General features: G+C 43.0%; 9 protein-coding genes. 5 read left to right on the top strand and 4 right to left on the bottom strand.

Annotation, left to right across the window (positions count from 1 at the left end; all coding sequences use genetic code 11):
• The first annotated feature begins 50 nt into the window (after positions 1-50).
• From V7L07_RS29670 to V7L07_RS29660, 3 genes are all read left to right on the top strand, one after another.
• Positions 51-5,102: a PAS domain S-box protein gene (locus tag V7L07_RS29670; RefSeq protein WP_335062838.1), complete on the top strand. Its 5,052-nt coding sequence runs from the start codon at positions 51-53 to the stop codon at positions 5,100-5,102.
• A 316-nt stretch (positions 5,103-5,418) separates the two neighbouring features.
• A complete protein-coding gene (locus V7L07_RS29665; protein ID WP_335062837.1) occupies positions 5,419-8,178 on the top strand; it encodes a hybrid sensor histidine kinase/response regulator in 2,760 nt (919 codons plus the stop codon).
• Positions 8,175-9,464 (top strand): sensor histidine kinase, encoded by a 1,290-nt coding sequence (locus V7L07_RS29660; protein ID WP_335062835.1) that lies wholly within the window; start codon positions 8,175-8,177, stop codon positions 9,462-9,464. The genes V7L07_RS29665 and V7L07_RS29660 overlap by 4 nt, the downstream gene beginning before the upstream one ends.
• 139 nt (positions 9,465-9,603) lie before the next feature.
• Here V7L07_RS29660 and V7L07_RS29655 read toward each other — a convergent pair whose 3' ends face one another.
• The 3 genes from V7L07_RS29655 to V7L07_RS29645 form a co-directional block, all read right to left on the bottom strand.
• Positions 9,604-10,344 carry a DUF1345 domain-containing protein gene (locus tag V7L07_RS29655; protein WP_335062833.1) on the bottom strand — a complete coding sequence of 247 codons (741 nt, stop codon included), beginning with the start codon at positions 10,342-10,344 and terminating at the stop codon, positions 9,604-9,606.
• Positions 10,345-10,362: 18 nt separating this feature from the next.
• The gene (locus V7L07_RS29650) at positions 10,363-10,752 is read right to left on the bottom strand and encodes a DUF1499 domain-containing protein (RefSeq protein WP_335062831.1); all 390 of its coding nucleotides are present in this window, start codon (positions 10,750-10,752) and stop codon (positions 10,363-10,365) included.
• 232 nt (positions 10,753-10,984) lie between these two features.
• Positions 10,985-15,187 (bottom strand): putative Ig domain-containing protein, encoded by a 4,203-nt coding sequence (locus V7L07_RS29645; protein WP_335062829.1) that lies wholly within the window; start codon positions 15,185-15,187, stop codon positions 10,985-10,987.
• A gap of 509 nt (positions 15,188-15,696) precedes the next feature.
• Between V7L07_RS29645 and V7L07_RS29640 the strand changes: the two genes are divergently transcribed.
• Both V7L07_RS29640 and sfsA read left to right on the top strand, forming a co-directional pair.
• Positions 15,697-16,845: an alanine--glyoxylate aminotransferase family protein gene (locus V7L07_RS29640; protein WP_335062828.1), complete on the top strand. Its 1,149-nt coding sequence runs from the start codon at positions 15,697-15,699 to the stop codon at positions 16,843-16,845.
• Between the two features lie 163 nt (positions 16,846-17,008).
• Complete coding sequence (gene sfsA / locus V7L07_RS29635) at positions 17,009-17,734, top strand: DNA/RNA nuclease SfsA (protein WP_335062826.1); 726 nt, start codon at positions 17,009-17,011, stop codon at positions 17,732-17,734.
• A gap of 219 nt (positions 17,735-17,953) precedes the next feature.
• Here sfsA and V7L07_RS29630 read toward each other — a convergent pair whose 3' ends face one another.
• A complete protein-coding gene (locus tag V7L07_RS29630; protein ID WP_335062824.1) occupies positions 17,954-18,355 on the bottom strand; it encodes a fasciclin domain-containing protein in 402 nt (133 codons plus the stop codon).
• Positions 18,356-18,528 lie beyond the last annotated feature (173 nt).

Genomic DNA, 18,528 nt, shown 5'->3' with positions numbered 1-18,528 from the left:
AGGGTATATAAAGCCTATGCAATAAGTATTGGTTGTTCCAAGACATTTTCATGCCCCATATTCATTATTTCCAATTAGTGCGTTATAGCGTTGCTGTATTGATTGTCACATCTGCGTTAATGATAATGTTGATGTTAGACCCCTGGTTAAGCATGAGTGGAACTCCTTTTTTGCTATTTTTTAGCGCTGTCATGCTCAGTGCTTGGTATGGTGGTTTGAAATCAGGGCTATTGGCAACCTCCTTGTCTGCGTTACTGAGCAATTACTTCTTTCTTCCGCCAGTATTTGAGCTAAGTTTTGATCTCTCAAATTGTGTGAGAATTGGTTTGTTTGCATTACAAGGATTGCTCTTTAGTATCATCTGTGAGGCATTAAAGACTGCTAAAAAACGGGCTGATGAAAATTTCCAAAAGCTGAGAGTTAGTGAAGAACGATTTCGATTAGCGTTAAGTAGTTCAGATATCACGATCTTTCAGCAGGATCGTGATTTACGATACCAGTGGATTCATAATCCTCAAGGTCTAGACACAGCTGAAGAAATGCTAGGTAAGTCTGATGATGAATTATTTCCAGCTATAGTAGCAGAACAATTGAGGGCAATTAAGCTGAAGGTAATAGAGACTGGCGTTTCAGCCCGTGAAGAAGTTTATCTGACAGCTTGTGGAGAAGACCGTTATTATGATTTGCTAGTTGAACCGCTAAGGGATGTAGATAATAGCATTCAGGGTATTACCTGTGCAGGTGTGAATATTACTGAACGCAAGCAAGCAGAACTAGAAAAAGCCAGGTTGCACCATGAACTTCAGCAAGCTATTCAGCAAAAAGACGAATCTCTGGCCTTACTCAATGCTTGGCTTACTAGTTCACCTGTGGCGCTAGCTTTTCTCGATACTGAACTACGCTACATTTATGCTAATGAAGCCCTAGCTGCTATCAACGGTGTACCGCAAAATCAACATATTGGCCGCACTTTTAGGGAAGTATTACCGGAATGGGTAGCGCAAATTGAGCCTGTTTTTGAGCAAGTGATGGCAACTAGGCAGCCCTTACTCAACCAAGAAGTGAGCGGTGAAACCTATCCGCCTGGGGTATATCGTTATGCTCTTGTCAGCTATTACCCAGTGTGTTTGGCGGATGGGCAGTTGTTGGGAGTGGGCATTAGTTCAATTGATATTACTCAACTCAAACAAACTGAGCAAGCATTACGCGAAAGCGAAGCGAAGTTTCGTAGTGTAGTTGAGTCCAATATGATTGGTATTGGCTTCTGGGATAGAGACGGTAAGATTACAGATGCTAACGATGCCTTGCTGAATATGGTGGGTTATACCCGTGAAGAATTAGTTGCGGGAACACTTCGTTGGCAAGACTTAACTCCTACAGAGTACGTGCCACTCGATAAACAAGCACTAACTCAATTTCAAGATAGCCCCTTTTGCACACCATATCAAAAAGAATATATCCGTAAAGACGGCTCACGCTTGTCAATTTTGGTAGGTGGTAGCCATTTTGAAGGGACTGTAGATCGAGGCGCTTTTTTTGTTCTGGATATTACAGAGCGCAAACAAGCTGAAGAAAGACTGCGCTATATCGCCCAAGTTAGTAGTTTACTCTCTACTTCACTAGATTACGAACAAACCTTAGAACAGATCGCTAAAATCTCAGTTCCCCAGCTTGCAGATTGGTGTAGCGTAGACATTTTAAATGATGATGGTTCCATTCGCCGCCTACCCATTGCCCATACAGACCCATCAAAAGTGGAGTTGGCGCGTAAACTTCAAGAGTATGCAACAGATTACAAGGGTGCAAGTGCAATTACTAGAGTATTGCAAACTGGGCAAAGTGAATTAATCTCAGAGTTATCTGACTCGCTATTAGTCGCCAGTACTCAAAATCAGGAACACTTAGAACTTGTTCGGCAATTGGGTATGAAATCTGTGATGATAGTACCATTAATCACACAAGGGCGAATACTTGGCACTATCAGCTTTGTCAGCACTCAATCAGACCGCCGCTACGATCGCACTGACCTAACTTTAGCAACAGAGATTACCCATCGTGCTGCCTTAGCAATAGAAAATTCCCAGCTTTATCAAGATATCAACCAAGCTTTAGTCCATTATGCTGAATCTCTATCTCTTTTAGATGCGCTACTTGAAGCTGCTCCTGTTGCCGTATGCTTTTTAGATCGCCAACTGCAATATATCCGAATTAATCAGGTTTTTGCTGACATTAACGGTTTGACAATTGAAGAACATCTAGGGCGCAAATTTCAGGAAGTGTTACCTGGGATGGCCGCTGAGTTTGAGCAACAGTTACAACGCGTATTAGAAACTGGAGAACCCCTGCTGAATGTCGAAATTAGTGGTGAGACAAGAGAGCAACCCGGACGTTACGGCTACTGGCTAGGAAACTATTACCCAGTCAACAACGCAATGGGTGAAACCGTAGGAATTGGGATTATTTTGGCAGATATAACGGCAGCAAAACAAACAGAAGTTGCTTTACGAGAAGGTGATGAAAGGTTCCGGGCAATGTTCGACCAGGCAGCTGTTGGTATTACTTTAGTAGCTTTAGATGGACGATTTATTCAGGTGAATCCTGCCCTCTGTGAAATTACTGGGTATAACCATGAAGAGTTAATCCAAATGAACTTCCAAGAAATTACCCACCCTGACGATTTAGCTGTTGATTGGGAAAATGCTCGGCGAGTTTTGGCAAAGGAAATTAGTGGTTATTCCCTAGAAAAACGCTACATCCGCAAAGATGGTTCTATCGTTTGGGTAAACCTGACTTCATCAGTAGTTTGGGATGCTAACGGACAGCCAAATTATGCATTAGGGATTATTGAGGATATTAGCGAACGCAAACGAGTTGAAGCCACCCAAAACTTTTTAGTCGAAGCTAGCACCTTACTAGCTGCATCATTAGATTATGAAATTGCCTTAAAAAGTGTCGCGAATCTGGCAGTTCCAACCTTAGCTGACTGGTGTATTGTAGATGTTTTTCAAGAAGATTGGTCAAGTAAACAAATTGCGATCGCAATTGCCGATCTCACAAAACTAAATATTTTAGACGAAATCCGACTACGTTATCGACCCAAAACCAGAGCCAAAGAGCTTGTACAGCAGCTACAGCTGGGAATATCTGTCTTTTATCCCATATTATCTGACCCGATTCTTGTACAGATGTCAGAAGACGAAGAAAATCTGCAATTGCTGCGAAGTCTGGGTATGCGTTCTCTAATGGTGATTCCAGTTCGTTCTCGTGGGCAATTATTTGGATCGATCTCTTTTTTTACAGCCGAGTCAGGCCGGTATTACCAACAAACAGACTTGGCTTTAGCAGAAGATATCGCCCGACGGGCAGCGACGGCCATCGACAATGCTAGACTCTACCAAGAAACTCAACAGGCAAAACAGGCGGCTGAAAGGTCTGTCAATCGCACCATACTTTTACAAAGAATAACTGCTGCCCTCTCAGAAGCCCTAACTCCCCAACAAGTGGCTGATGTAGTGGTGAACCAAGGGATTGCCGCCTTGGAAGCTACTGGTGGTTCTGTTGTCTTACTTGACCAACTCAGTAGTAATTTAAAAGTTGTGCAAGCAATTGGCTATCCCCAATCACTTATCGATACCTGGGCAAGTTTTCCCATCACTGCACCTAACCAAATAGCAGAAACAGTCAGAACTAGGCAACCGATTTTTGTAGAAAATTTAGCAACCATGATTGCTAGATATCCGAGTTTAACAGATGTTGTTACCCTCACCGGAAATAATGCTTGGGTTTCCATTCCCTTGATTGCAGAAGGCAAAGTAATTGGGGCATTGGGATTAAGCTTTACCACTGTGCAAATATTTACCGAAGAAGACCGGGGATTTATGTTGACACTGGGACAACAGTGTGCCCAAGCGATCGCTCGCGCTCAACTTTACGAAGCTGAAAAGACTGCCAGGGCACAAGCCGAGACAGCCAACCGCCTTAAGGATGAATTTCTGGCTGTCCTTTCCCATGAACTTCGGACTCCCTTGAATCCGATTTTAGGATGGGCAAAGTTACTTAGAACCCGCAAGTTTGACGAAGCTACTAAAATCCAGGCATTGGAAACAATCGAGCGGAATGCCAAATTACAAACCCAATTGATTGGAGATTTACTTGATGTTTCGCGGATTTTACAAGGTAAAGTTAGCTTAAATCTTTATGCAGTGGATTTGAAAGTAGCGATCGCAGCTGCCCTAGAAACAGTGCGTTTAGCAGCAGAAGCTAAATCAATTCAAATTCAAACAGTATTAAGTAATGATATCGGCAAAGTTCTGGGTGATAGCGATCGCTTGCAACAAGTGATGTGGAATCTCCTTTCCAATGCCGTGAAATTCACACCCACAGATGGACTTGTAGAAGTACATCTCAAACAAGTTGGGTTAGATGCCCAAATCCAGGTAATTGATACAGGTAAAGGAATCAGCCCGGAATTTTTGCCCTACGTCTTTGACTACTTTCGACAAGCAGATGCTAAAACAACCAGAGTCTTTGGTGGACTGGGATTAGGACTGGCCATTGTGCGCCATCTAGTAGAACTTCATGGTGGGACAGTTCAAGCAGAGAGTCTGGGAGAAGGACAAGGGGCTACCTTTACAGTCAGCCTACCTTTGCTGAAAAATTCTGAGTTGCGAGTCAGCAGTGGTGAGCCTTCTCAACCAGAACTCAGTAATGACGAAACATTACTTACTGGAGTGCAAATACTACTTGTGGACGATCAAGCTGATGTGCGAGAGTTTTTTAGCTTTGTGCTGGAACAATATGGCGCGACGGTAACAGCAGTTGAATCAGCAGATGAAGCATTGCAAACATTAGTGCAATCATCGCCAGATATCCTCTTAAGCGATATTGGAATGCCCTTAATGGACGGCTATATGTTGCTGCGGGAGGTGAGAAAATTACCACCAGAACAAGGCGGGCAAATTCCTGCGATCGCATTGACAGCTTATGCTGGAGAAATTAATTATAACCAAGCAATGTCCGCCGGATTTCAAAAGCACCTACCTAAACCAGTCGATCCAGTCGATTTAGCTACAGCGATCGTTAATCTCATTGGGGACAATTAACCATGCCAGAAAATATCACAACAGCATGAATTACTCAGTGATTGGGAATATGCAAGTTAATTTAACGTGAGTTCGACAAGTCTTATTTGACCTCTCCCCCAGCCCCTCTCCGACACGGAGAAGGGAGCAAAAAGCTTAATTTTTCGTTGCTCCTCCCTTTCCGTTTCGGAGAGGGAGGTTGGGAGGGAGAGGTTTATCGAACTCACGTTAATTTAGTAACATACTTAGATTGAGATTTGTTTATGTTGTGATTGATTGGGGAATGATAAGGGCGGCAACACACGTTGGCATTGCCAGTTCATAGGAATCAGCCGTCATGTCTTCCTTATCAAAAAAAATCATCGCTCCTCGCTTGATTCAACGTTTACCATTGCGATCGCTTTTGATTGTTCCCTTTGTTGTGCAAATCTTTGCTGCCGTTGGGCTAACGGGATATATTTCCTTGCGGAATGGGCAGAAAGCAGTCAATGATGTTTCCAGTCAGTTACGTCAAGAGATGAGCGATCGCCTCAACCTGCAAGTCCTAAACTATTTGGAAAGACCTTATATTGCTGGACAAGCGATCGTCGCAGAGGCTCAAGAAGGGCAGCTTAACTTAACCGATGTCACTAAACTGGAACGGTCTTTTTGGCGGTTAGTCAGCCAAGATATAGTCGAATTCACCCAAATTGCGATGCCTGACGGTACAAGTATCCAAGTAGAGGATTCATCGAATAAAGGTATCTTGGCTTTTGTTGGCAAAAAAGAGGATCTACCTCAGCGCAAAATTTACCGACTTGATGAGAGAGGTGAACGGGCTGCATTGATAGAAACTATAGCAAATTTTGACCCCCGATCTCGACCCTGGTATCAAATTGCCCAGAAAGCCGGAAAACCAACCTGGACAAAGCCGTTTTTGGGTAGTTCTGTGAAAACCCCTTCAATTGCTTTAGTCCAACCCATGTACAACAACAATGGCGTGTTCTTGGGAGTTCAAAATAGTATTTTTCGGATTAGTAAAATCTATGATTTTCTCAAGGCGCTAAAGGTCGCACACACGGGACAAACCTTTATCATTGATCGCTCAGGCAACCTGATTGCAAGTTCAAAGCTTCAAGAACCCTACATCATCAACCTGAAAGAGAAGACTTTGCAACAAATTCCTGCTGTCAAGTCTGAAAGCCCTGTAATTCGCGCCACCGCACAAGCTATTCTCGATCGATTAGGTAGTTTCAATACCATTCAACAGAGTCAACAGATTGATTTCAAGCTGCCAACTGGACGCCAGTTTGTGCAAGTTTCAGCGATTCGGGACGGACGAGGCATTGACTGGTTGAGCGTAGTTGTCGTGCCAGAATCGGACTTTATGGCTCAAATTGATGCCAATACACGCAACACAATTTTGCTCTGCTTAGGTGCGTTGGGTTTGGCAACCATGTTGGGTATCTATACCTCACGCTGGATTACCGATCCCATCCTCAAATTACAGCAAGCGAGTGAAGCGATCGCCACTGGAAACCTCGATCGCAGCGTAGAAGTAAAAGGCATCAATGAACTAGAAGCATTGGCGCGATCGTTTAATCAAATGGCAACCCAACTCAAAACCTCCTTCACCGAACTCGAAGATCGCGTTGCCGAACGCACGGTTGAACTTCAACAGGCGAAAGAAGTAGCCGACAGTGCAAACCACGCCAAGAGTGAATTCCTAGCCAACATGAGCCATGAGCTACGTACACCGCTCAATGGCATTCTCGGCTATGCCCAAATTCTAAATCGCTCCAAATCTCTACCCGATAAAGAACGTCATGGGGTCAATATTATTCATCAGTGCGGCTCTCATCTGCTGACACTGATCAACGACATTTTAGATTTGTCTAAAATCGAAGCCCGCAAACTCGAACTCGTCCCCAAAGCCCTCCACTTTCCTTCATTCCTGCAAGGAATTGTGGAAATTTGTCGCGTCCGGGCTGACCAAAAAGGCATCGACTTCGTTTATCAGCCCGATGATAACTTTCCCGCAGGTATTGAGGCTGACGAAAAACGTCTGCGCCAAGTTTTGCTCAACCTTCTAGGCAACGCAATTAAATTTACTGACGAGGGTTGTGTCACTTTCAAAGTTGAGGTGTTGGAGACAAATACAGATGTTTCCATCTCCCGGATCAAATTTCAAATTCTCGATACTGGAGTTGGTATTGCAGCCGATCAGGTGCATCAACTCTTCCAACCCTTTGAACAAGTCGGGGATCAGAAGCGTCAGTCAGAAGGCACTGGCTTAGGGCTAGCAATCAGCCAAAGCATCATCCAACTTATGGGTGGGCAAATTCAGTTAAAGAGTGAACTTGGGGCGGGGAGTGAGTTTTTCTTTGAAGTGGCATTACCGATCGCCACCGATTGGGTGCAACAAAACGTTCATGGCTCTGGCAAGCAAATCATTGGCTACGAAGGGCAAAAACGCAGCATTTTAGTTATTGACGATCGCTGGGAAAATCGGTCGGTGATTGTGAACCTACTAGAGCCTTTGGGTTTCAACTTGCTGGAAGCGGAAAATGGCCAAGAGGGGTTAGTTCAAGCCCAACAGCACCACCCTGATTTGATCGTCACCGATCTCGCTATGCCAGTGATGGATGGCTTCGAGATGTTGAAACAACTCCGCAGTTCAGCCGATTTACAGCATCACAAGGTAATCGTCTCTTCCGCATCCGTGGCAGAAATCGATCGCCAAATGAGCATTAATGCAGGCGGGAATGATTTCTTGCCCAAACCCGTCCATGCTGATGAGTTATTCGCAACTTTGGAAAAGTTTTTAGATTTGGTTTGGCAGTATGAAATCCCAAGCAATCGAGAAACTGCGGAGATCGCGGCTGATACCCAATTGACCGCCGATCGCGTCCCACCCCTAGAAGACTTGCAAAAACTTCTCAAACTGGTGCAACAAGGACGGTTGAAAAAACTCATCGAAATGGCGGAAGAGTTAGAGCAACGCGATCGCATTTACCAACCCTTTACGCAACAGATCATCAAACTGGCTCAAAAATTCCAGCCAAAGCAGATTGACCAGTTAATCCAAGCCTATTTGGAGGCAGGAGTAAGTAAATGACTAATGGCTTAATTTTGATTGTGGATGATACGCCCACCAATTTGGAAATTATATCTAGAACCCTAGAAGACGCTGGCTTTGAAGTGGCGATCGCTCTGGATGGACTCAGTGCGATCGAACAAGCACAGCTCAACGAGGAACTCGATCTGATTTTATTGGATGTGATGATGCCGGGAATTGACGGCTTTGAAACCTGTCAACGCCTCAAAAGCAACCCCGCCACCTCCCATATCCCAATTATTTTTATGACTGCACTCTCGGATACCGCGAACAAAATCCGCGCTCTAGAATTGGGAGCCGTAGACTACATTACCAAACCCTTTTCCGAGCAAGAAGTCCTCGCACGAGTCAAAACTCAAACCAAACTATATCGCTTAAGCCGTTATTTAGAACAGCAAGTAGTCGAGCGCACAAACCAACTCTCTGAGGCATTGGCAGAACTCAAGACCTCACAAATCCAACTCGTGCAACGCGAAAAACTATCTGCCCTCGGCAACTTAGTCGCAGGAGTCGCCCATGAAATTAATAATCCCATTGGATTCTTGAGCGGCAATATCGAGCCTGCTCTAGAATATATCAACGATATCTTTGGATTAGTTCACCTTTATCAACAGGAATATCCACAGCCCACTGCTGCGATTCAAAACGAGATTAAAACCATTGATTTCGATTACATCCGCGAAGACCTACCTAAGCTAATTGGCTCGATGTCCGAAGGAGTGAGGCGAATCAAGTCTATTAGCACTAGTCTCAGAACCTTTTCTCGCGCTGACACCGATCGCCCCGTCGCTTTCAACCTTCACGATGGCATTGACAGCACAATTTTGATTCTCAAACACCGCCTCAAAGCTAATGAACTGCGACCAGAGATTCAAGTAATTACCAACTACGGCGATTTACCACTTGTAGAATGCTACGCAGGGCAGTTAAATCAGGTGTTTATGAACATCTTGGCAAATGCGATCGATGCCTTCGATGAAATCGCCCAAGTCAGATCCTTTGACGAGATCAAAGCCAATCCTCAAAAAATCATTATCCGTACAGAGGTTTTGGAAAACCAGGTATTAATCCTGATTCAGGATAATGGCACTGGGATACCTGAGGCAGTCAAAACCAGAATTTTTGATCGCTTGTTCACCACTAAAGAAGTCGGCAAAGGAACTGGATTGGGATTGGCGATCGCCCATCAAATCGTCGTTGATAAGCATGGTGGCAGTTTAGAGGTGCAGTCTGAGTTAGGTCAAGGCAGCGAGTTCTACATCCGCCTGCCAATTTGTGTTGGCTAACTGTTGCAAAACGAGAAGAAGGAGATAGGACTGCTATATTATCTCAATCTAAGTTCATGCTAAAAAACTTGCAATCTAATTTCCTCTTTCTCTAATAAGAGAACAAAATAATCATATTTTTGGCTGAGTCAAGCAATTTTTAAATCAGCGATGCAATGATATTAATACTCATAGCTAAAATGGTGGTATTGAAAAAGAAGGATAATATACTGTGTAATAGAGTCAAGCGCCTCATCTCGCGCGATCTCGTCTCCACATCTGAAACTTGGCTAGTCATACCAATTACAAAAGAATAATATAAAAATTCCCAGTAGTCTGGATAATCGTTATTAGGAAAATCTAAACCTCCGGTGATTTCTTGACTATGATTACGATTTACATATTTGTAATAGCTATGTGCATATTGCACTGCAAACATCGTATGCACTAGTAGCCAAGAACCGACAATGGTCATAATTGAAAGTACGACATGTAGGATAAGCAGAATTGTTGACAACCCTTTTTTATCAGTTAGTAAAAAACCAATGGCTAAAACACTGGCACAAGCCGCAGCAATCACCAGCATGAATATAGCCAAATGTCCTTCATATTCACTCTCAGCATAACGGCGAATTTTTTCCGGGTTCGCCTTGGTCATTTTCCACCAAGTTATGGCTAAGAAAAAGTCAATACCAGAGTTCCAAGCGCAAAGAATCCGAGTGGGTAAGTGTAGCCACTGGGGAAGGATTACTGAAACTAATACAGCAAGTCCGACAGCAATGATTAGTCGGGGGCGGGAATCAAAGTTTTTAAATAAATTAAGTTTCACAAATATGACAATATAGCGATCGCAGAGTTGAACTAATTCGTAATTTTCGGTGAAATACCAACACCAAATCATTATATATACAGCTACGAATTATTTAAACTTGGCTCTAATAGTTTCTATTCGTTGACGATTAACACCCAAATCACTCTGACCTAAGCGTGAAGCTGAACGCACTTGGATAACATTTGCATTCCGGTCTAGATAGAACTCTACATCATCTACAAATCCCAGTAAAGCACTTTTAAATTCTGCATACAAATAATTTTGGCTTTCGGTAATGATTTTAGTTCTTGGTAAGGACTGAATAATCTTTTTCAGATTAGTAATTGCTTGTTCTGGGGTAGATGTGAAAGTCAGTGGTGCAATTTTGTGGGCTGCATCTGCACTCTGACTAGAAACGCAATTAGGGGAATTAGGGCAGGATGCTAATTTACCGTTGCTAATACCTAAATTATTCGGTCGTTTGCCAGCAAAAACCATAATTATGTTCTGAGTAAGTGAATAAGTACACTGTCAACGAAGAGGAAAGGGGGCAGGGAGCAGGGAGCAGGTCATACATTTGTCTTAACCAGTGTAATACTTTGTGGTAATCCTATCTTCTGGCAAATGACAGATTCACTAAAATATTGATGGATCGCTCTATATAACTAGATTTTTCCCAAAATAAAGCCTGTATTCATTGCTCAATCAAAGTTACAGGCTATACATCCATCTATGCAATACTCAAATTAACTCGGACAATCAAATCGTTGTAATCGCGATCGCCACCATTTGCCAAATCCTCAAAGCCAAAAACATTATTGCTTAACAGGCGAATATGATCTGCTTTGTCACTGTTAGCGCCCAAGAAAGAGAAGTAAACTGGCGGATCGTTATTGGGATTGCGATCGAGAATTGCATCAGGGCCAGCATTAACGATGATAAATGGTACGAAAATAGCACCAGGTTGGAAAGCACCTGTAAAAGTTCCTGTACCTTGGTTAGCGACACTTAAGTCAATACCAGCGACACGGTTACTAATAGCTGCTTGAGTATAACCCGCCTGTCCAACAAGTACATCTGCTCTACCATCGCCATTGGTATCAATGCCACCATTCTCATCAGTTACCTGATAAAAGCCGACAAAGTTGTTAAAAGTTGCTTCTCTATGAACCATAAATTCGGCTTTCACCAATTGTGTCACATTCCGTAAATCAATCAGTTCGGCTTCATATTTTCCTTGAAGACTCGTACCTAAAGGTGGATCTTGGTCTGTTGCTTCAATCTTGACAACCAAGTTCTGGAAGTTGAGAGAGAATCCTTCATTATCTACATTGGTGTCTGAGGAAAAAAGCACCTGAGAAAATGAGGTTTGCCCAGATAGCACCGCCTGAGTAGTGCTGTTACGTATTAAATAAAATCTCAGATTACTCTCAGAGTTTAATTCTAGAAGCCTTGTCAGATCAGTAGGATTAAAACCATTGGGTAGTTTAGCAAGAGATGAGAAAAGTACCGTTGCTCGTTGCAGAGCTAACTCGGTATAATTTGCTGCACCAGGAGCTACACCGTCAATAGTACCTGCGGCATCATCAACGAAAAATACGCCCAATTCATTGACTTCTTTAAAGGTGTTGCTTTTAATCTTGACGGAGAGTTTGGCTTTTTTACCGCTACCTTGACTTTTAATATTAAAGATATCGCCTGTAATTTTTGTAAGTAGGCTGGTTGGTTCAATGCTAGAAGTAGTCTTTTGAGCAACTGTCAGTGTAAATATATCACTAACTTCAGCAAAAGCCGAATCGATGGCGGTAACTTTGATGTTCAAGTTACCCACATTATTATTCGTAGGAATGCCGCTGAAGGTAAGCTCATTAGCATCGAAGCTTAACCAACTCGGTAGTGGATCGCCATTGTCTAAGGTAGCAGTGTAGGTTAGGGTATCTTCAAAATCCACATCACTAAAGGTGTTTTTAGGGATGGTGAAGTTAAAGGTAGTTTCTGCTATAGCTTTCTGGTCAGCGATCGCCAAATCAACCTCTGGGGCATCGTTGACGTTCTTAATAGTGAGTGCAAAGTCATCACTGACTTCAACCCCAAAAATATCCCTAGCGGTAACTTTGATGTTGAGGTTATTCACATCTGCATTTAAGGGAGTGCCACTGAAGGTTTTAGTATCAGCATTAAAACTCAACCAACTCGGTAGAGAGTTACCATTTTCGAGAGTGGCAGTATAGGTGAGAGTGTCTCCAGTATCAACATCAATGAAGGTTTCTTCAGGGATAGTGAAATTGAAAACCGTGTCTTCTGTTGCTTCTTGGTCTACGATTTCATTCACTAGGACTGGCGAATTGTTGGCGTTAGCAACTGTCAGTCTAAAAATATCACTCGCTTCGGCAAAAGAAGTATCTGTGGCAGTAACTTTAATATTTAAGCTACCCACATTTTCATTTAAAGGAGTGCCACTGAAGGTTTTGGTATTAGCATCAAAACTCAACCAACTGGGTAAAGAGTCACCATTTTCCAAGGTGGCAGTGTAATTGAGAGTGTCGCCAGCATCAACATCAATGAATGTGTCTTCAGGGATAGTGAAATTGAAAACCGTGTCTTCTCTTGCTTCTGGATCTGCAATTTGATTCGCCACCTCTGGCGCATCATTGGTGTTAGCAACTGTCAGTGTAAAAACATCACTGACTTCGGCAAAAGCATTATCTGTGGCAGTAACTTTAATATTTAAGCTACCGACATTTTCATTTAAGGGAGTGCCACTGAAGGTTTTGGTATTAGCATCAAAACTCAACCAACTCGGTAAAGAGTCGCCGTTTTCGAGAGTGGCAGTGTAGGTGAGAATGTCTCCAGCATCGACATCAATGAAGGTGTTGGCTGGGATTGTGAAATTAAAAACTGTGTCTTCTGTTGCTTGTTGAGCAGTGATTTGATTCGCCACCTCTGGCGCATCATTGGTGTTAGTAACTGTCAATGTAAAGACATTACTCGCTTGAGCTTGAGCAATATCCTTGACGGTAACTTTAATATTTAAGCTACCGACATTTTCATTTAAGGGAGTGCCACTGAAGGTTTTGGTATTAGCATCAAAACTCAACCAACTCGGTAAAGAGTCGCCGTTTTCGAGAGTGGCAGTGTAAGTGAGAATGTCTCCTTGATCTGGATCTTGGAAACTATCTGAGATTGTGAAGTTGAAATTTATGTCTTCTGGAGTCTCTTTGTCTGCTATTTCGTTCACTAGCACTGGATTTTGATTAACCCTATACCGTACCACAGCAAAGTTATTGGCGCTGACCCCCGCGACTATTATCGTACCATCGTGTTGGGTGAGAGCATAGGCATTATCAGCAGTCTTTGTGCCGATATCAGTGGTGATGATGCCATTAGTGTTGAAATCATTGTCAAGAGTACCATCGCTGTTGTAACGTACTAAAGCAAAGTTACCGCTACTCGAACCCGCTACAATAATTTTGCCATTGGCTTGCACGCTAACGCTGTAGGCGGTATCAGTAGTATTACTACCAATATTAGTAATAACTTTGCCAGTACCACCAAAGCTGGTGTCGAGGCTGCCATCGCTGTTGTAACGTGTTAAGGCAAAGTCATTACCGCACTTTCCCGCCAGGATAATCTTGCCATCACCTTGTAGAGTAACGCTATAGGCTACATCAGTATTGCCCAAATCAGTAATAACTTTGCCAGCACTACCAAAGCTGCTGTCGAGAGCGCCTTCGCTGTCGTAACGCACTAGGGCAAAGTTATTATTACTCACTCCTCCCACAATAATTTTGTCATCATCTTGTAGAGTAACGCTGTAGGCTACATCAGTATTGCCCAAATCAGTAATAACTTTGCCAGCACTACCAAAGCTGATGTCGAGACTACCATTAGTGTTGTAACGCACCACAGCAAAGTCATTACCGCGCTTTCCTGCCAGGATAATCTTGCCATCAGCTTGCAGGGCAATACTGTAGGCTACATCAGTACTGCCCAAGTCAGTAGTGACCTTGCCATCAGTATCAAAGCTGGCATCAAGACTACCATCACTGTTGTAACGTACCACAGCAAAGTTATTACCACTCACTCCCGCTACTAGAATCTTGCCATCAGGTTGCAGGGCAATGCTGTAGCTGGTATCGCTCGTCTTATTACCAATATCAGTAGTGACCTTGCCACCACTACCAAAGCTGGTGTCGAGACTACCATTGCTGTTGTAACGTACCACAGCAAAGTTATTACTACTCACTCCCGCTACTAGAATCTTGCCATCAGGTTGCAGGGCAATGCTTCTAGCAATATCAGCACCGCCCAAGTCAGTAGTGACCTTGCCATCACTATCAAAACTGGCATCGAGAACTACGGATAGAACTGAAGTGTAGGCTGTTATTACTTCTTGCCTAAATGCTAAATGAGGAATAATAGCCGCTGTAGAAACCTCCAGTTCCCAGTCACCACCTAATGCAGCATTCCCTGTCAAGTCATCAGAGGCCGCTACTACTGCACCTGTCAATTCGCTCAAACATCTGATCAACAACACACCCGACTCTGTTTGAGCTACTTTGCAACCATACAGCAGTAGTTCTGCATCTTCACTCAAAGCATTTGCCCAACCCATCAGTTGTGCTGCGTAATGATTGAGTGTTTGGTTGTTAAGTTGACTATTGCCCACATAGATGCACCCAGGTGCGCCGTGGGAAACAATATGCAAGCTATTAATTCCCTGATGAGACTCCAGTACTTGACTAATTTGCTCAATGCCATCTTGGTTAGCATCCAAAACGATAACAGAGGTATCTGGTAATACACCCATTACCAGGCTTTGATAGTCATAAACCTGTGAGTCAATAAAAACTAGGCGATTAGGATACAAGTCGATGCTTGGGTTAGTAGTAATATTTATAGATATTTTGTTTACAGCAGTGTGCTTTCTCATAGTTGTCTAATAGTGAGTCCCTGATATTGAGCAGAAATGAAAATTTTTGCAGGTAATTCATGGTAGTTACATTTAATCTAGGAATAAAATAAATCCTTTCCCTCAGTAAATACACTAATTTCATTTAGGATGATTGAGAAGTTTCGAGCATAGAAAGTACCTGAAATCTTTGATAAAAAACTCAGTACACATCTAATAGATAGACATAGGAGTGAAAATTAAATAAGCATTACCTGAAACCCTTTGTAGGAACAATTCATGTAGACGCATTCGCGGAGCGTCTCGTAGAGAAGCGGCTTCCCGCAGGGTATTGTCCCTACGCCAATTCTTTAGATGTCTATTCCTTTCGTTCATATAGAATTTGTATTTGATTGCGTGAAAAAACTCAGTACACTCTATTCCCTTCTTCCCTCTTCCCTGTTCCCCGTTCCCTCTCTATACAAGTAAGTTCAGGAATGAAATCGGATTCCTATATGATCCTGTAAGTATCGTCTAGGCGAAGACAGATTATGACGCAAACAATTTCAATTAACGACTCTGGACGCTTGCAACTCACACCGCTAGAAATCCCATCCCGTCTACTGTTAGGGCCTGGACCATCCAATGCCCATCCTACAGTTCTCCAAGCGATGAATACCTCACCTATTGGGCATCTTGACCCAGCTTTTCTCGCACTCATGGATGAAATTCAGTCGTTGCTACGCTATGTATGGCAAACAGAAAATTCACTCACCATTGCAGTTAGCGGTACGGGAACGGCTGCAATGGAAGCAACCATTGCCAATGCTGTAGAACCCGATGATGTAGTTTTAATTGGTGTAACTGGTTACTTCGGTAATCGCCTTGTAGATATGGCTGGACGTTATGGTGCTGATGTGCGAACTATTACCAAACCTTGGGGACAAGTCTTCAACCTTGATGAACTGCAAATTGCCTTAAAAACTCATCGTCCAGCTATCTTAGCTCTAGTTCATGCTGAAACTTCCACCGGCGCACGTCAACCGTTGGAAGGAGTAGCTGATTTGTGCAGTGAATTTGGTACTTTGCTGCTGGTGGATACGGTGACAAGTTTGGGTGGTGTCCCCTTATTTTTGGATGCTTGGGGAGTTGACTTAGCCTATAGTTGCAGTCAAAAAGGGTTGGGTTGCCCGCCAGGTGCTTCTCCCTTTACGATGAGTGCGCGTGCAGTTGAGAAATTGCAACAGCGCCAAACAAAGGTTGCAAACTGGTATTTAGATATGTCGTTACTGGGCAAGTATTGGGGTACTGAACGCACCTATCACCACACAGCACCGATTAATTTATACTATGCATTGCGGGAAGCATTACGCTTGCTGGCAGAAGAGGGGTTAGCAAATTCCTGGCAGCGACATCAAAAGAACGTAGAATATCTCTGGGAAGGGTTGGAAAACTTAGGACTAAGTTTGCATGTTGAGCAAGAATATAGACTACCAACGTTGACCACTGTCCGTATTCCAGCCGGGGTAGATGGTAAAGCGATCGCACGACAGTTACTCAATGAACATAATATTGAAATTGGCGGTGGCCTTGGCGAACTCGCGGGTCTTGTTTGGCGCGTCGGATTGATGGGCTTTAATAGTCGTAAAGAAAGTGTTGACCAACTTTTAGCAGCGCTGCGGCAGGTTTTACCTAAGTAACTTTTGCGTCATCAGGTGCGTTATCCTACCGTTAACGCACCGAAAAAGAGAGCGTAAGCGTAGCCCGTCGGAGGTATGGCGCTAACATTGTTTGAGAATTAAATGTCAGCCGAAACAATCGCTGCTATATCTATATATCTACTAGCAGCAACAAGGTTCCATAATGATCGATTGGCTTTACCGTTACCCACCTTTGTATTCTGGTATTTTACTCAAGCGTTACAAGCGATTTTTTGCAGATGTTCAACTGACTTCTGGCGAGATAGTGACAGCACATTGTCCCAATACAGGGCCTATGACTGGAGTATCGATTCCTCAAAGTGCGGTACAGCTTTCCAAAAGTGATAATCTTAACCGCAAATTGGCTTACACTTTAGAACTAATTCAGGTACATGACAACGAGCCAACTTGGGTAGGCATAAATACGTTTTTGCCCAATCGGGTGGTAAAGCTAGCTTTGGCGAAACACCTTTTCCCAGAATTGGGCGACTATAGCCAAATCAAGGGCGAGGTAGTTTATGGACTAGACAAAAAAAGTCGAGTGGATTTTTTCTTGACGGGGAGTGATGAGGAACGCCCGATTTATTTAGAAGTGAAAAATACAACTTTGTCTGAGGGAAGATTAGCCCTATTTCCAGACACGGAGACTACAAGAGGACAAAAACACTTGCGAGAACTAATGGCGCTACTACCTTTAACTCGCGCAGTGATGCTTTATTTTATCAATCGCGGTGATTGTATCGAGTTCTCTCCTGGCGATCGCACAGATCCTATATATGGTAAATTATTACGAGATGCGATCGCTCTCGGTTTAGAAGTACTACCTTGCCGTTTTGATATTTCCCCCGAAGGTATCCGTTACTTAGGTTTGGCAAAACTAAAAATTTGATTACGCGATGTGATGGGTAAAGCCCCCGTACAACAGCTCAAAAGAGACTAGCAATTGCAACGTCTCTACATGCATGAAACAATAAATCCATCTAGATACTGTCTAGATGGATTTGTTGGTAGTTGGTATTTACTAAAAAACATCCAACCAGACTGTAATTAAAAAACGACTATAGGTAGTCGCCGCCCCAGAAATAGCATTCGCTATTCTGACGCTTGCTTATGCAGGAATCAAAACTGTATCAATTACGTGGATGACACCGTTATCAGCAGCAACATCTGCTGTTGTAACTTTTGCATCATTTATTTTAACGCCATTAGAAGCGTCAATTTTGACATCTGCACCTTCAACTGTTTTAGCTGTCTTCAATTTAGCGACATCAGCAGCCAGTACTTTGCCTGAAACAACATGATAGGTCAAGATTTTCTTGAGTTTTGCAGGATCTTTCAGTAATGCGTCTACTGTACCTGCTGGAAGCTTATTAAACGCTGCATCAGTAGGTGCAAAGACGGTAAATGGGCCAGCGCCTTTCAGTGTATCTTCCAAACCAGCCGCTTCGATTGCTGTAATTAGTGTCTTGAAAGAACCATTGTTAGTGGCAGTGTCAATTATGTTGGCCATGTGTTTTACCTAGTTCTGTGTAACTTGTTACAAATCTAAACTGTTTTTTTAATAAAATCTATCTATCATTAGGCGTATGTTAAATCAATTTTTTTATTGATACTATAAAAGTTTAAATATATTTTTATACAAATAAAGAATTATGTGTGCATTGTATGGGCGGATTAGTTATA

Source organism: Nostoc sp. (genome assembly GCF_036916985.1).
Classification (GTDB): Bacteria; Cyanobacteriota; Cyanobacteriia; order Cyanobacteriales; family Nostocaceae; genus Nostoc.
Note: the sequence above shows the minus strand (reverse complement) of the source record. Positions and strands in the feature narration are given on the sequence as shown.

Bases quoted from the DNA above. Each gene is read 5' to 3' on its own strand.
- V7L07_RS29670 (WP_335062838.1), top strand. From the start codon at position 51: ATGCCCCATATTCATTATTTCCAATTAGTGCGTTATAGCGTTGCTGTA.
- V7L07_RS29665 (WP_335062837.1), top strand. From the start codon at position 5,419: ATGTCTTCCTTATCAAAAAAAATCATCGCTCCTCGCTTGATTCAACGT.
- V7L07_RS29660 (WP_335062835.1), top strand. From the start codon at position 8,175: ATGACTAATGGCTTAATTTTGATTGTGGATGATACGCCCACCAATTTG.
- V7L07_RS29655 (WP_335062833.1), bottom strand. From the start codon at position 10,344: ATGATTTGGTGTTGGTATTTCACCGAAAATTACGAATTAGTTCAACTC.
- V7L07_RS29650 (WP_335062831.1), bottom strand. From the start codon at position 10,752: ATGGTTTTTGCTGGCAAACGACCGAATAATTTAGGTATTAGCAACGGT.
- V7L07_RS29645 (WP_335062829.1), bottom strand. From the start codon at position 15,187: ATGAGAAAGCACACTGCTGTAAACAAAATATCTATAAATATTACTACT.
- V7L07_RS29640 (WP_335062828.1), top strand. From the start codon at position 15,697: ATGACGCAAACAATTTCAATTAACGACTCTGGACGCTTGCAACTCACA.
- sfsA (WP_335062826.1), top strand. From the start codon at position 17,009: ATGATCGATTGGCTTTACCGTTACCCACCTTTGTATTCTGGTATTTTA.
- V7L07_RS29630 (WP_335062824.1), bottom strand. From the start codon at position 18,355: ATGGCCAACATAATTGACACTGCCACTAACAATGGTTCTTTCAAGACA.